Annotated in this window: 11 protein-coding genes and 4 pseudogenes; 9 read left to right on the forward strand and 6 right to left on the reverse strand. The window is 47.4% G+C overall.

Translation table 11 applies throughout. The features are described from left to right. Nucleotides 1–189: 189 nt before the first annotated feature. A pseudogene (msrA, locus tag AC2T15_RS00075) lies at nucleotides 190–735 on the reverse strand (peptide-methionine (S)-S-oxide reductase MsrA); the annotation flags it as partial. A 266-nt stretch (nucleotides 736–1,001) separates the two neighbouring features. Here msrA and hemE point away from each other — a divergent pair. Further along, nucleotides 1,002–2,072, forward strand: coding sequence for a uroporphyrinogen decarboxylase (gene hemE, locus AC2T15_RS00080; protein ID WP_053100841.1), 1,071 nt, complete (start codon nucleotides 1,002–1,004; stop codon nucleotides 2,070–2,072). 81 nt (nucleotides 2,073–2,153) lie between these two features. Here hemE and AC2T15_RS00085 read toward each other — a convergent pair whose 3' ends face one another. After that, nucleotides 2,154–3,050 (reverse strand): LysR family transcriptional regulator, encoded by an 897-nt coding sequence (locus AC2T15_RS00085; RefSeq protein WP_486778426.1) that lies wholly within the window; start codon nucleotides 3,048–3,050, stop codon nucleotides 2,154–2,156. Between the two features lie 106 nt (nucleotides 3,051–3,156). Between AC2T15_RS00085 and AC2T15_RS00090 the strand changes: the two genes are divergently transcribed. The 3 genes from AC2T15_RS00090 to AC2T15_RS00100 are packed head-to-tail and all read left to right on the forward strand — an operon-like array spanning nucleotide 3,157 to nucleotide 4,850. Then, nucleotides 3,157–3,984, forward strand: coding sequence for a DODA-type extradiol aromatic ring-opening family dioxygenase (locus AC2T15_RS00090; RefSeq protein WP_486778427.1), 828 nt, complete (start codon nucleotides 3,157–3,159; stop codon nucleotides 3,982–3,984). A 27-nt stretch (nucleotides 3,985–4,011) separates the two neighbouring features. Continuing rightward, entirely contained in the window at nucleotides 4,012–4,299 is a 288-nt protein-coding gene (locus tag AC2T15_RS00095; protein ID WP_486778428.1) for a DUF2218 domain-containing protein, read from the forward strand. A 26-nt stretch (nucleotides 4,300–4,325) separates the two neighbouring features. Further along, nucleotides 4,326–4,850 (forward strand): cytochrome b, encoded by a 525-nt coding sequence (locus AC2T15_RS00100; protein ID WP_486778429.1) that lies wholly within the window; start codon nucleotides 4,326–4,328, stop codon nucleotides 4,848–4,850. Nucleotides 4,851–4,910: 60 nt separating this feature from the next. Here AC2T15_RS00100 and yccS read toward each other — a convergent pair whose 3' ends face one another. Next, a complete protein-coding gene (gene yccS / locus AC2T15_RS00105) occupies nucleotides 4,911–7,103 on the reverse strand; it encodes a YccS family putative transporter (protein WP_486778430.1) in 2,193 nt (730 codons plus the stop codon). Between the two features lie 222 nt (nucleotides 7,104–7,325). On the opposite strand from yccS, the gene ycaO reads away from it, so the two are divergent. Next, the gene (gene ycaO / locus AC2T15_RS00110) at nucleotides 7,326–9,086 is read left to right on the forward strand and encodes a 30S ribosomal protein S12 methylthiotransferase accessory factor YcaO (protein ID WP_286594027.1); all 1,761 of its coding nucleotides are present in this window, start codon (nucleotides 7,326–7,328) and stop codon (nucleotides 9,084–9,086) included. Nucleotides 9,087–9,168: 82 nt separating this feature from the next. Here ycaO and AC2T15_RS00115 read toward each other — a convergent pair whose 3' ends face one another. Further along, nucleotides 9,169–9,948 (reverse strand): AraC family transcriptional regulator, encoded by a 780-nt coding sequence (locus tag AC2T15_RS00115; RefSeq protein WP_486778431.1) that lies wholly within the window; start codon nucleotides 9,946–9,948, stop codon nucleotides 9,169–9,171. 112 nt (nucleotides 9,949–10,060) lie between these two features. Here AC2T15_RS00115 and AC2T15_RS00120 point away from each other — a divergent pair, with 112 nt between their 5' ends. After that, on the forward strand, nucleotides 10,061–11,038 hold the full coding sequence (locus tag AC2T15_RS00120; RefSeq protein WP_096334918.1) for a bile acid:sodium symporter family protein: 978 nt from the start codon (nucleotides 10,061–10,063) through the stop codon (nucleotides 11,036–11,038). Between the two features lie 70 nt (nucleotides 11,039–11,108). Here AC2T15_RS00120 and AC2T15_RS00125 read toward each other — a convergent pair. Then, nucleotides 11,109–11,390, reverse strand: a pseudogene (locus tag AC2T15_RS00125) (response regulator); the annotation flags it as partial. Here AC2T15_RS00125 and AC2T15_RS00130 point away from each other — a divergent pair. From AC2T15_RS00130 to AC2T15_RS00140, 3 genes and pseudogenes are all read left to right on the forward strand, one after another. Beyond that, nucleotides 11,376–11,747, forward strand: a pseudogene (locus AC2T15_RS00130) (sulfatase-like hydrolase/transferase); the annotation flags it as partial. The pseudogenes AC2T15_RS00125 and AC2T15_RS00130 sit on opposite strands and share 15 nt — an antisense overlap. Then, nucleotides 11,725–11,826, forward strand: a pseudogene (locus AC2T15_RS00135) (protein-tyrosine-phosphatase); the annotation flags it as partial. The pseudogenes AC2T15_RS00130 and AC2T15_RS00135, both read left to right, overlap by 23 nt. Then, a complete protein-coding gene (locus tag AC2T15_RS00140) occupies nucleotides 11,827–12,057 on the forward strand; it encodes a hypothetical protein (RefSeq protein ID WP_486779052.1) in 231 nt (76 codons plus the stop codon). It begins immediately after the preceding pseudogene. Between the two features lie 401 nt (nucleotides 12,058–12,458). Here the strand turns inward: AC2T15_RS00140 and AC2T15_RS00145 are convergent, their stop codons facing one another. Further along, nucleotides 12,459–14,816, reverse strand: coding sequence for a penicillin acylase family protein (locus AC2T15_RS00145; protein ID WP_486778432.1), 2,358 nt, complete (start codon nucleotides 14,814–14,816; stop codon nucleotides 12,459–12,461). Nucleotides 14,817–15,034: the final 218 nt, after the last annotated feature.

Below are 15,034 nucleotides of genomic sequence, written 5' to 3' on the forward strand. Positions count from 1 at the left end.
ATGAGGGTTGAGCTTACAAGGATGTCAGGAGAAAACCACACACGACGAAAGCTGTGGTAAAAGGATAACGACAGGAATCGTTCATCAGGAGTGGAATCTGATGATAGTAAGGATTCTTGATAGACAGGGATGTAAGGAAACAGTCTGCAAAACCCCGCTTAGGCGGGGTTTTATTTTTCTGCTAAATAATTAGCTCAGTGCGCAACCTGTACCCCGTAGACCACAGTAACCATTGGGATTCTTGGCTAAATACTGTTGGTGTTCCGTTTCTGCATAATAAAACCGAGGAGCCATGGCTATTTCGGTAGTGATCATTCCTTTGCCATAGCGATCCAATTGCTTTTGAAATTGAGCCTTTGAAATCTCGGCTAATTCCAGTTGTTCCGCCAGTGAGCAGTAAATGACCGAGCGATACTGACTGCCAATATCATTGCCTTGGCGCATGCCTTGGGTTGGGTCATGGGACTCCCAAAACACCGTTAATAAATCCCAGTAAGCCACTTGCTTAGGGTCATAAACCACCTTGACTACTTCAGCATGCTGAGTTTGGCCCGTACATACTTCAAGATAACTAGGGTTGTCGATTACTCCTCCAGAATAACCCACTGCAGTTAAGTAAACCCCTGGCTGCTGCCAAAAGCGGCGCTCTGCGCCCCAAAAACATCCCATACCAAAATAAGCCACTGCTAATCCCGTAGGTGTCGGTTGAGTAAGGGGACGCTGAAAAATAGGGTGAATGGTTTGCATAGCCTAAAGCCTATTAATTAAGAAGAGTGAAAGCAGGGCAGTAAGCCTAGAAACTTTCTGACAACTTTGAAAGCGAAGGGTTGATGTCCTGTAACTGCTTAAGTTCAGGTATGATAGGCAAACATTTTAAGAAAAAGCAGTGAAATAATAAAAACAGAGCGATAGTTTCCAGGAAATATTGAAATATCCTGACTTATCGAGACTTTTAACCAAAATTCACCGCACAAACTTCTACTTAATTATGGACTCCTGCTATGACTACTCTGAAAAATGATCGTTTTCTTCGCGCCCTGCTGAAACAGCCGGTAGATGTCACCCCGGTCTGGATGATGCGTCAAGCAGGACGCTATTTACCTGAGTATCGAGCAAGCCGTGCTAAAGCGGGCGACTTTATGAGTCTCTGCATGAATCCCGAGTTTGCTTGTGAGGTTACGTTACAGCCACTAGAGCGTTACCCATTAGATGCGGCGATCTTGTTTTCAGATATTCTAACCATTCCAGATGCGATGGGTTTAGGCCTGTATTTTGAAACCGGTGAAGGTCCGCGTTTTCGCAATGTAGTGGATACCCCCGAAGCGATTGAAGCATTACCGATTCCAGATGCCAATGATGATCTGGGTTATGTAATGGATGCGGTGCGTACTATCCGCCGTGAACTCAATGGCCGTGTGCCGCTCATTGGTTTTGCCGGTAGCCCTTGGACTTTAGCTACTTACATGGTTGAAGGTGGTTCTTCTAAGGACTTTCGCAAGTGTAAGGCGCTGATGTACAACAATCCGCAAGCCATGCATATGCTACTAGATAAGTTAGCGCAATCAGTGACGAGCTACCTGAATGCACAAATTCTCGCCGGTGCTCAAGCGGTACAGATCTTTGATAGCTGGGGCGGTAGTTTATCCGATGTGGCTTATCAAACGTTCTCGTTAGCTTATATGCAAAAAATTGTTGATGGCTTAATCCGCGAACATGAAGGTCGCCGCGTACCAGTGATTTTGTTCACTAAAGGGGGTGGTTTGTGGTTAGAGTCAATGGCCGATACTGGCGTTGAAGCTTTGGGGCTTGATTGGACTTGCGACATTGGCAGCGCGCGTCAGCGCGTGGGCGATAAGGTAGCGCTACAGGGCAACATGGATCCTTCGGTACTGTACGCTAGCCCTGATTCGATTCGCGATGAAGTGGCCCGTATTTTAGCCAGCTACGGTACTGGTACCGGTCATGTATTTAACCTTGGCCACGGCATTACACCGCAGGTTGATCCCGAGCATGCAGGCGCCTTTATTAATGCAGTGCATGAGCTATCAGCTAAATACCACGAGCAAAACTAAGTACTCTAGTTTTCGCTAGGCCGCTGTATTAGCCATATCCACCAGCCCTGCTAGCCTTAGGTTATGCAGGGCTGTTTGGTTTTATGCCAGTGCTTGCTGCAATTGCTCGGTTAAAAAATCAATCATTACTCGCACCTTCAACGGTAAATAGCGCTGCTTAGGATAAAACGCATAAATTCCCTCTTGCGGCAGCACCGGTTGATCCAAGGTTAAGTTGACTAAACGCCCATCGGCGAGAGCATCACGCACTAAAAAGTCGGGTTTATAGATAATGCCTTGGCCGCCAATGGCTGCTATGACTAAGGCATCACCATTATTAGCGGTGAGATTACCGCTAACCTCAACCACAGTTTGTTGATGCGTACCAAATGCCCAGCGATTGGGCTCGCTCAGGCTGTACTGTAAACAGTTATGCTGGGCTAAATCGGCCACAGTTTGCGGTGTGCCGTGTTGCGCTAAATAAGCCGGTGCTGCACACACATGTAGTTGGCAGTCGGCCAGTTTACGCGCTTGTAAGCTGGGGCTATTGGCTAAGCTGCCGACCCGAATCCCCATATCCCAGTGGCCAGCCAATAAATCGATCGCTTGATCTGTTAAACCCAATTCCACTTGCACCTGGGGGTAAGTTTGGCTAAATAACGGCATTAATGGCGCTAGGTATTTAATGCTAAAGCTTAGGGGAACATTCATCCGCAATATCCCTTGGGCTTGGTGCTGCTGGGCGGAGACCATGCGATTGGCCTCACTGATATCAGCCAAAATTCGTTCGCAGGCGGGTAGGTAGTTAACCCCAGGCTCAGTAATGGATAGGCGTCGGGTAGAGCGATGAAACAGCTTAACTCCCAAATATTCTTCTAGCTGGGTTAAATGGCGTCCGGCCATGGTAGGCGAAAGTTCTAGCCGCTCGGCAGCTGCAGAAATACTGCCTTGCTGTGCAGCCAAGACAAACACGCGCATCCCTGTTAATTGATCGAACATTATCTACTCCTAGTACAAAGATTTTGTACATAAAGGGTGATTATCTTTGTTTAGTATACCTATAAGCTAATTGATAGTGATTCTTATCTAGTTTGTGGGGTGTCTTATGTTTCATACAGCAGCTACAGCATCGGTGCCGAGCCCGATGCCCAGACACTATATTCCCCATGGAGCAGGCCCGTGTTTTTTTATGGACTGGCAGCCAGCCGATGAGTGGTATGCATTAAAAGACTATTTAGCTAGCGTTCAGCAGCGGTTACCGCGTGTGCCAAAAGCTATCGTAGTGATTTCGGCACATTGGTTAGAGGCAGAATTTACTGTGCTCACTCAAGCCCAACCGCAACTGTTGTTTGATTATTACGGCTTTCCAGAGTCGACCTATCAGCTTACCTACCCTGCAGCCAATGACTTACCGCTAACCGATACTATCGTGCAGCGTATTCAAGGGGCAGGGCTTAGGGTTAATACTGACGCCGAGCGTAACTATGATCATGGTGTGTTTATTCCGTTATTACTGATGTTTCCTGAGGCTCAGATTCCGGTGGTGCAGATTTCCTTACGCCAAGATTTAGATCCAGCGGCCCATATTCAATTAGGCCAAGCTCTTGCGTCTTTGGCCGAAGAAGACGTATTTATTTTGGGCAGTGGCATGAGCTTTCACAATATGCGGGGGTACGGTGATCCTCACTATACTGCTGCGTCCCAGCAGTTTGATCAGTGGTTGACGGATACTTTGTGCCTACCGGTAGCCGAGCGTAATGCTGCTTTAGCTAATTGGCAGCAGGCGCCTGCGGCACGTCTTTGTCATCCCGTAGGTGCCGAAGAACACTTATTGCCGTTAATGGTGGTGGCGGGTGCGAGTGGGCAGCCGGCACAGAAAGCCTTTAGTCAATTACAGCTTAAAACACAAATTTCAGCCTTTGAGTTTGGCTGATTATTTTACTTATCAGAGGTGTCTTGCATGCAACAGTTAATAGGACAGGTAACCACAGCAAATCCGCAGCGCTTAGCCAAGCGTTTAGCCAAACATTGGGCGCACAAATTTCCGGTGACCGAAGATGAGCAGCAGCTCAGCATTGAGCTGACGGATTTTGGTCGTTGTGTGATGGGCTATCAAGCCAATGGCTTACTGTTGCAGTTAAGTGCGAGTGCGGAGCAGTTAGCTCAACTTAAGCAGGTGGTGGTTGATCATTTGTTGCGAATGGCCAGTAAAGAAACGTTAGAGTTTAGCTGGCAAACGGCTGAATAAGGGATAAACCAATGGGGAGTAACACGATGTGGCAGGACAGCAAGCAGCGTTATGGCACTTTCAGCAAGCTATTGCACTGGGGAATGGCCATCTTATTTTTGCAGCAATTTTTTAAATTTGCTGGACGGATCAATGATAATCAGCACTGGCTGGGCAACACCTTTGGTCCTTGGCATGGTTCAGTAGGTAGCTTGTTATTGCTGCTGGTGATTGTGCGGCTAGTTTGGGCCTTTAGCCAGCGTCGGCAGCGGCCATCGACAGCAGGTAGCTTAGGTCTGTTAGCCAAATTAGGCCACGGTGTACTCTATGCTTGTATGCTGGCAATGCCCTTAACCGGTATCGCTTTTATGCTGGGTAATGGCTATGGGTTAACAATTTTTGGTATGCAGTGGGTAGCTAAAAGCCCTGACACTATTCCTTGGTTAGTGACGCTTGGTAATTTGCACTCGCCATTGGCTTTGTTATTTGTGTTGTTGGTGCTGGGTCATATTGCTGCGGCTTTGGGCCATCACTGGCTATTAAAAGATAACACCTTAAAACGCATGCTTTAATTCACTTGTCCGTGCCCTAAAATGACGGACAAGTGAAGTGTAAAATCTGCTTAGTTGGTGCTAGGCAGATTTTTTTGTTTTCAGTAGTGGTTTACTAATGCTGGCAGCGAGGCTGCGCAAGGAGGCCAGCTGCTGGCTGATCAGCAAGAGCTGAGTTTGTAGTAGCCGCAGGGTGTCGTCCTCTTCGCTGTCGAGATGGCGTAAGCGTACAGTTTGTTGCTGTTCGGTTTCATTGATCAGCTCGATGGTTTGCCGTTGTTTCAGTTGTTCTGCTAAGGCCTCTAAACTGTTAACCAGTAACTGCGCCTCAGCGGATAAATTGCTATAGGTCGGGGCATCTGCCAGTAGTTGACGATGGGCACCTAGCGCCGAAATATAGCCTAGCAAGGTGTGCGACAGCAGTAAAAAGCGAAAACCAACATCGGTTTCTTTACGAAAATGTCCCGGTTCTTTGAGCATATTGGCTAAGGTAACAGAGAGCGCAGCATCGGCATTATGGGCATCGCGGCGTGCTACCCGATAACTCATATCGTTGGTTTTACCGGTTTGATACTCCTGCATAATTTGCTGTAGGTAATGGCTATTAGCGGTTAGGGTGTTAGCCACTACCAGATTTAAGCGCCGGCCTTGCCAGTCAGGCAGAATTAATAACACTGCTAAACCTGCAATACCCGCACCAATTAGGGTATCGGTTAAGCGTGGCAAAAACAGATGATAACCGTCACCAATTTGGTTAAAACAAAACAGCACCATCAAGGTAATAAAGGCGGTCGACAACATATAGTGGGTGGTGCGGGTGGCAAAAAAAGCCACCCCAGCGGCCACCGCAAATAGGGCTTGTACCCATAAATAAGGAAACAGGGTAAACAACACCCAGCTGGCACCCAAGCCGGCAATGGTGCCAATAATCCGCTCTACTAATTTAACTCGGGTAGCACCATAGTTCGGCCGGCAGACAAATAGCGCAGTCAGTAAAATCCAAAAGCCTTGATGGGGATGCAGCCATTGCATCACACTAAAACTCACTGCTACTACCAAGGATAAACGCAGCGCATGGCGAAACAGTAAAGAGTTAGGTGTAAGTTGCTGTACGATACGTTCCCAAGCCTCGCGTAAGGTTTTAGGATCACGGTCTAAAATCATAGTGTCTTGGCTCAGCGCCAGTGCATCAGGATTAGCGGCATCACTTAGTAAACTATCGAGGGTACTGAGGTTGTTAGCCAGCGCGCGCAATGAGCGCAGTAAATCTCGCCATTCGGGATTGTTTTGTTGGCGTAAATATAAAATTGCTGCTTGTAAATCCTCTAACGCTGCGGTGTGCCCCGCACCGTAATCGAACGGCTGCTTAAACTGAATCGCCTTGGCCAGCGCCTTACAGGCATCACCTTGCTGGCGCAATAAACGTAAACAGCGAAACAGTACATCGCTGTGGAAGAAAGCTTCAGCTAGTTCTTGGTAAGGGTAATGCGACGAGCTGGCGCGCTCGTGAATATCTTGGGCTAAAAAATATAACTTAAGGTAGCGACTAACTTTAGGGCTCGGGCGACCGCCACCTACACGGTGTAGGATGATATTTTTGGTGTCATTGAGGGCCGCTACTACTCGGCTATTTTGCTGGGCCAAGGCTAAACGATGACTCTCCACATCCATATTGCGTAGCGGTTCAAACAGGGTGGACTTGATTTTTAAGTATTCACATTGACGGCGAAATAATCGCGCTAAGCTTTGCTGCAGCGGCTGTTGGGCAAACAGACCATGCCAAATGACCGAGATCACCCCATAAATAGCCGCCCCGCTAAGTAATACTAAAGAATCATCAAATAAGATAATGGGCTGATCACCTTTTTGTTCTAAACCGATCATGGTGTAAATCGACAGTACTAAGGTGGCAAAGGCAATGGTGCCGTAGCGCTCACTCACTGCACCAAACATAATCAAGGCAAAGGTTGCCATACTGAGGCTAATACCAAACAGCAAAGGGTGAGGGTAGAGCAGCTCGACCGCGGTGGCGGTGACTAAAAAGCAGCCTAAGGTAACTAACAACGCGACCAGACGACCTTGCCAAGTGTCATCTGATTCAGCCAGTGCACTGGCAATCACTCCTAAGAACAGAGGAATTAGCTGCTGCATATTATGCTGCGACCAGCTCCAAGCCATGCAAATAGTCAGCGCGATAAAAAAGCGCACACTGGGGCCAAACTTATCAATCGCCCACACTCGGCGTAAGGGTAAGCGTAGGGTGAACACAGCCATAATGATTTTCTCCTAAAACTCTCGCGCTGAATTGCGAGCTTAATCAGCGCTCAAGTTACTACAACTGGGTGACAATTGGGTGAGAAACAACAGGGCGTTGGTAAAATGTTCCACGTGGAACATTGTGTGCCACGAGGAATAAAACACGCCTAAGATAAAGCAAAAACACTGGTTAAAAGCTCGTATACTTTGGCGTAATTTTACTTTACCAAGAGTGCAGCGATGTTGACTGAACAAACCTTTATTGCCGGCAAAGACGCGGCCTTAGAAACTACCATTGAGCGTTTTCAGCAGCAGCTGCAAAACATAGGCTTTAATATCGAGCAGGCTTCATGGCTTAACCCGGTGCCTAATGTCTGGTCGGTGCATATTCATGACCGTGATTGCCCGCAGTGCTTTACCAACGGCAAAGGCACCACTAAAAAAGCGGCCCTGGCTTCGGCTTTAGGTGAGTTTCTTGAGCGCTTATCTTGCAACTATTTTTTTGCCGATTTTTATTTGGGTGAGCAAATCGCCAACAGTGAGTTTGTGCATTATCCCGATGAGCGTTGGTTTGAATTAACTGATAACCAACAATTACCCGCAGGGCTGCTGGATCAGCGTTTATTAGATTTTTATCAAGCCGAGCAGCCGTTACAAGCCAATGCCTTGATTGATTTACAGTCTGATAACTTCGAGCGCGGTATTTGTGCGCTGCCCTTTGTGCGTCAGGCCGATCAGCAAAGGGTGTATATCCCGATGAATATTATCGGCAACTTGTATGTATCTAATGGTATGTCGGCGGGTAATAGTCGTGATGAGGCGCGGGTGCAAGCGCTATCGGAGATTTTGGAGCGCTATGTAAAAAACCGAGTATTAATTGATGCCATTAGCCTGCCAGAAATTCCAGCCGCAGTGCTAGCGCGCTATCCGCTAGTAGTAGAGGCGATGCAAGCGATTGAGGCGCAGGGTTTTCCGCTGTATGCCTTTGATGCTTCGCTAGGTGGCGAGTTTCCGGTTATTAGTGTGGTGTTATTTAACCCAAGCAACGGCACTTGTTTTGCCTCCTTTGGCGCACACCCTGATTTTTCCGTAGCCTTAGAGCGCACCGTAACCGAGTTATTGCAAGGCCGTAGCCTAAAGCAGCTGGATGTGTTTTTACCACCGACCTTTGATAACGACCAAGTAGCCGATTACACCAACCTAGAAACTCACTTTACCGATTCAAGTGGTTTAGTTTCTTGGGATTTATTTAGTCAGCAGGCTGATTATGAGTTTGTCGACTGGAGCTTTAAAGGCAGTACTGCTGAAGAGTTTGCCAACTTATTAGCCATTGTGCAGCAGCAAGGAACTGATGCTTATATTGCCGATTATCAGCACCTAGGGATTGACGCTTGCCGCATTATTGTGCCGGGACTGTCTGAAATTTATGCAGTGGAAGATTTAGAGTTAGCCAATAACAACATGGGGCAAGACTTGCGTGAACTGGTGCTTAATCTTGCCGACAGTGATTGGCAAGAAGAAGAGTATTTAGAGTTAATTGATGCCTTAACCGAAGAGGGTTTTGATGACTTTATGCCAATTGCCGAGCTAATTGGTGTAGTGCCTACCGCAGGCTCGGTACTGGCTGGGCTGCGTATTGGCGAATTAAAAGCAATGTTGGCGCTGGCTGGTGGTGACTTTGCAGCCGCCATGGAATGGACTGAGTGGACACTGGCCTTTAATAGCAGCGTGTTTTCAGCAGAGCGTCAAAACTATTACCGTTGCCTACACGCATTCCTTAGTTTTGAGTTAGACGGCACCGAGCGCGAATTTGCGGACTACTTGCCTGCATTTAATCGTATGTACGGCGCCGCGGTCGTTCAGCAAGTACAACAGGTAGTAAACGGCGAGTTGCGTTTTGCTGGCTTAGAAACAGTCGACAACAACTTAACCCAGCTTCCCGCCCACCAACGTTTACTCGAGGCTTATCAAAAGTTGCAGCGAGCAAAAAGATCAGCCTGAAAGAGAGCTGGGTACTTTAGATAAGGTGCCCAGCGTTTGTTTCGGGCTCTGCTGTGTTCAACTGAGTTTACTGGCGGCTGAATTAAGTTTGAATGTCAAAAAACGCCTTAGGCGTAGCTGAAAAAAGTTGTTTAAACGCAGCAATAAATGCCGATACCGATTCGTAACCGCAGCTAAAGGCTACTTCAGTAACCGCTTGTTGCTGTTCGAGTAGGGACAGTGCGCTGAGCAATCTTAGGCGTTGACGCCATTCACGAAAGGTCAGTCCTGTTTCCTTAATAAATAAGCGACTTAAGGTTTTGCTCGAAACAGTCAGTTGCTCAGCCCACTGCTCCAGCGTGGTAGGGTTTTCTGGGTGCTGGCTTAATTGCTCGGTAATGCGTTTTAGCCGCGAGTCTTCAGGTAGCGGCAGCATTAAATCGTGCTTGGGAGCAGCGGCTAGTTGATCCAGTAACACGCTGGCTAAACGCCCAGCAGCAGAGTCTTCATCGTACTCAATCGGCAGCTGGCTAAAGGCGCGGATTAACTCCCTGAGTAATAAATTGACTTCCAGCACCCTGCAGTCAGTACTGCCCCAAGGGGCTGCTGCCGAATCAATGTATAAACTGCGCACCACAGTTTGCGGTTGGCTAGTCACCCGGTGTTCGATGCCTTGGGGAATCCAAATACCCCGTTGTGGCGGCGCTATGTAGCGGCCGCGCGCGGTTTTCACCTCCAGCACCCCTTGTAACGCATAGGAAAACTGCACCCACGGGTGGCTATGCCAAAAATTCAAGACATAATTGGGCAGTGATTCAGCTTGTCCGTAAATAGGTCGTGGTAGCTGTGTTAATTGATTGAGATCCAGTAAGGCAGGGCTCATTTTATGTCCGTTTAGCATTACTCTTAGACTGTTTGTCGTTAGCAAGAAGGTTAGCAACTGCGTATGCTGTGCCGCAATCTTTATTCAGTTGTTGTAAGGAAAGTTAGCCATGTTGGCCAAGTTACGTATTTTATTTGATAACTTTACTCTGATTTTAATTGCGGTCATTGTTACGGCTTCGCTGTTGCCGGCCCATGGTCAAGGCGCGTTGGTGTTTGAGTGGATCACAGCCTTTGCCATTGCGCTGTTGTTTTTTTTACATGGCTCTAAATTATCGCGCAGTGCGATTATTGCCGGTGCTATGCATTGGCGACTGCACTTGTTGGTGTTTGCCTGCACCTTTATTTTATTTCCTATTTTAATGCTTGGTTTGCAGCCGGTGCTGCGTCCGTTACTGGGTGATGAGTTATGGGTGGGGATGCTGTATTTATCGGCTTTGCCAGGCACCGTGCAATCGGCGATTGCTTTTACCTCCATGGCACGGGGCAATATACCGGCCGCGGTGTGTAATGCTTCGGCGTCGAGCTTGGTAGGAATTTTAGTCACCCCGCTGTTGGTCAAAATCTTGTTAGATGCCGATGCGGGAACCACCGGAATGTTAGAGGCGGTGCTAAAAATCAGTGTGCAATTATTACTGCCATTTATTGCCGGGCACCTTATGCGTCGTTGGATTGGCGACTGGATTGATCGCAACCGTAACTGGTTAAAAAATGTCGATCAAGGCTCTATTTTGTTAGTGGTCTACACCGCCTTTAGTGCGGCAGTGGTTGGTGGCTTATGGAGCGCCGTGCCACCGTTATCGCTGTTGTTACTCACGGTGGTTTGTAGCGTGATTTTAGCCATAGTGCTATGGATGACCACCACGCTGGCGCGCCGGTTACACTTTAATAAAGAAGATGAAATCACCATTGTGTTTTGTGGCTCGAAAAAAAGTATGGCCACCGGTGTTCCTATGGCCCAGGTGTTATTTGCCGGTGGCGCAGTAGGTCCTGCTATTTTGCCGCTGATGATTTTCCACCAAATTCAATTGATGGTGTGTGCCGTGATGGCGCAGCATTACGCTAAGCGTGAAAATCTACCCGAAGATTGATCCGTCTTAAGCTTTACAGTAACACCCAAGCGAGCCTGCATCAGCGGCTCGCTTTTTGCGTTACTCTATTTAAACCTTGCAGCCGATCATCTAAGGCGTCGCGGGCGGTGCGCATAATAATCGGCGTATGATTCTGAGCATCTTGGCGCAGCCGTTGGCAAACCTGATAGCCATCAATTCCTGGCAGCATAATATCCAGCACAATTAAATCGTAGCTGTTACTGGCCGCTAGATGCAGACCACTTAGGCCGTCTTGGGCACAGTCTCCGGTAAAGCCCTTAAGCTGCAGATAATCCAAAATATTCGACAAAATATCCCGATTATCTTCAATTACTAACCTTGGTTTGACGATACTATCTTTGTGTTTGTCGCCGATCACACGGCAGGTAGTGCCGGTAAAGAAGACTTACCGATTGCCAACTACCATATTCCGCTCTTTATCTACAGTCCCCAGCATATTCCAGCGCAAACAATCGAGTTAGTCACCAGTCAGATTGATTTAGCCCCAACCTTATTGGGCTTGCTTAATGTGTCCTATGAGTCGACCTTTTTTGGCCGTGATGTATTGCGAGCCGAAGCTCAGCACAAAGGCCGCGCACTGATTGGCAACTATCAGCACTTAGGTTTATTTGATGGGCAAGACGTAGCCATTTTAAGTCCGCGCAAACAAATGCGCCGCCATGATCATGTGCTACAAGATAGCCAAGAGCGTAGCGCCACCCGAGCAGCAAGGCAAGGTATTGATTCACTGCAAGCATGGACAAAATCGCACGGGACTCATCGCAGCGATGTATCGCATGGTGTATCAAGGCTGGAGTAAAGCCCAAGCGCTAGCTGAGATGCAGCAAGGATTTGGCGGTGAAGCCCGCATGGAAGACACTACCCGCTATATTCAACAGGTAGATGTGGCAGCGATTCGTTATGCCTTAGCCAATGGCCATTGCAGCACGCAAAAGTGGCATTTTTGCCAGATATCCCAATGGTGGCGTGATTTTAATTTAATTGGAGGTGCAAGTTGATTAAATGTGAGATTTAGCGATTTTAGCCAATAGGATTATTTGTTATTTGTTATTTGTTATTTGTTATTTGTTATTTGTTATTTGTTATTTGTTATTTGTTATTTGTTATTTGTTATTTGTTATTTGTTATTTGTTATTTGTGTAAATAGCATTTTGTTTATTGTTTATTGTTTATTGTTTATTGTTTATTGTTTATTGTTTATTGTTTATTGTTTATTGTTTATTGTTTATTGTTTATTGTTTATTGTTTATTGTTTATTGTTTATTGTTTATTGTTTATTGTTTATTGTTTATTGTTTATTGTTTATTGTTTATTGTTTAATTAAAAATTAAAAATTAAAAATTAAAAGAGCTTGCGCCAGTTATTGTTGTATGTAATAACTGACGCTTAGTTTAGTATTTTATTTAGGGGTTAATTTAAGTGATGAAGCCGTTTGTTGTTTAATTAACTCAGGAGATAAATATTGTTTTTGATAAATACCTAATGTATGGTCTTGGGCTTGGTCTGCATAATGTTTATCAAAAAATACGCCACTTTGCCCAGTGGGAATAATGCCTAATGAATAATCAGTATTAGCAAAGTCAATAATCCGTCGCGTAGAAGGACCATAACTAACGGGCCAAGGCGCAATACTGCGGGCAGCAGAAAAGTTATTGGGCAGCTCGTGTCCACCTGGCGCGGCAAACTCGCCAATATTAAGCAAAAAATCCAAAGGGGCGACCTGACCTAAGGGGTGTTTGTGGGTAATACGGTGGGCTTGTCCCCAATGCCAGTCTTGCCACTGCTCGCCATACAGTTCGCTTAAGTGCGCCCAACTGGCTTGCCAAGCGGCTGCGACTGCGGCTTGCCGCCCTTGGGCATCACGCCACCAAGGTGATTGCTGGCGCTGGGCCAGTTCAGGTAAGGCGTAATCGATAATTGGCGTGTGCACCAAGGCGTGATACAGCTCCTCACCAATGTTAGGCTGCACCACGTTTTGCATTAGCTGCATGCTAAATTCACTAAACAGAGTAGGTAGCGCACTGTCTAGCGGATAGTCGCCGTGCCAATTCAGTAACGCTGCCACTGCCTGCTGTTGCGCATCGGTTTGCGCGGCCTGTTGTAACTCAGTAGCTAAGGCCTGCAGCACCTTAGGCGCATAGTCTGATTGGGCATCTAGCTGCAGCGCTTGCATATCGCTGGCTTGCCAAGGGCTGGCCTGGGCTTGTAGCAAGTCCCAGAGCCTTTGCCCACGCTCGGGCGGGTTGTAATAGCCAGGAATACTAATGCCTTTAGGCGAAGCAGTGCGGTAGTTGGCGGATAAAATTTTGCCGTTTACCGGATTTTCTAGCTGCGGATTGTAGCTAAAGTCATAAAAGCCTAACTTTTGTGCCTGCCCTTGGTTGGCCTGCAATACTAAGTTAGGGTTCACTCCCTCTGGCCTAATCGGCAACTTAGCTGCGGCCCACCAAGCAATATCACCTTCGGCGTTGGCCCAGACAATATTTAATCCTGGTGCATGAATTTTTTGCACCGCCTCCCGCGCCGCTTCTAGATGATCCGCGCGATTGAGCAGATAAAACGCATCCAGTAAGGGGTTTTCAGTTTCTAAAAATGCCCACCATAGCGCGATTGGCTGGCTCACTGGTCCTTCAACAATATCGGTAATAATCGGGCCATTGGGCGAGCGCGAAAGGGTTAACGCCACCGGCTCAGCGCCTTTAACCTTAATGAGCTCGGTGTGCTGTTCTAGCTCGACCCATTGCTGCTTATGCCAAACTTGCTGCGGATTGTCCGGATTGAGCTGCTCGGCAATTAAATCCACATCATCATTTTGGAACATCGTAATGCTCCAAGCGAAGTTTTGATTATGCCCTAGCAACGCAAAGGGATTGAGCGCCATAAAATGTCCATACAGTTCAAAATCTGGGCTATTTAGGTGTGCCTCATACCAAACTGCTGGGGTCGAAAAAGTAATGTGTGGATCACCCGCCAAAATAGGTAGGCCGCTTGCAGTATGGGCACCAGAAACAGCCCACGCATTACTGCCTTCAAATTGCGGAAGACCCGCATCTAATAAAGCACTATGGGATAAGCGGGCAACCTGTTGCAGCGCTTGCAAGGAGTCTTGTGGCAGTTGGCTGACTGCGCCAGTGCTTGGGCTATCGAGCGGGAAAATATCTAAATAATCATTGCCCAGCTCTTGCTGAATAAAGCTTAGCACCGGCTCGGTGCGAAAAGCCGCAGCAAAGCTGTAGGCTAAATAGCCGGCAATCGCCACCGTGTCTTCTGGGGTAAAAGGACGCGGCTGAATGCCCAGTAAATCGTACTCAACTGGTGTAGGACCTGTTGCTTGGTAATGATTAACCCCAGCTAAATAGGCTTGCATTGCGGCTAATGCGGGGCTATCGGCAGGGATATTCGCTACATACTGCCGTGCGTGTTCGGCCAGCCGTAGGGTACGAAACAGCTTATCAATGTTAACTAAATCTTCACCCAGCACTTCGGCTAGCTCGCCGTTAGCTAGGCGGCGCATAATTTCCATTTGAAATAATCGATCCTGGGCATGCACAAACCCCAGTGCACGGTACATATCGGTTTGATTCTTAGCATAAATATGCGGCACCCCGCGCTCATCATAATGCACCGTTACTTCAGCACTTAGCCCAGACAACGCAAGACTGCCGCTGCGCTTGGGCAGTTTGTAATACAAATAGCCCGCGCCTAAGGCTAGCAGTAACAAAGGCACCGCTAACATCACCGCCAATAACCGTCTCATCTGCACGACCTTCCCAGCAAAGATTCTAAAGTGACCAAAGCATGGCAATTCGTTCTGTGTGAGGCAAGGGTTCTAGATAGAAAGGATGAGGCGTACCAGCTGCTATGTTTGCTGTTACAGTAGCTAAACGAGTGAATTAAATGAGCCCAAGAACAAATCACCTGATGTACACGTTTTAACGGCAGGCTACGTGTTGCTTGCTCTGGGTGGCGGATAAG

The sequence above is a fragment of the Thiopseudomonas sp. SA1F2-1K genome (assembly GCF_057443035.1).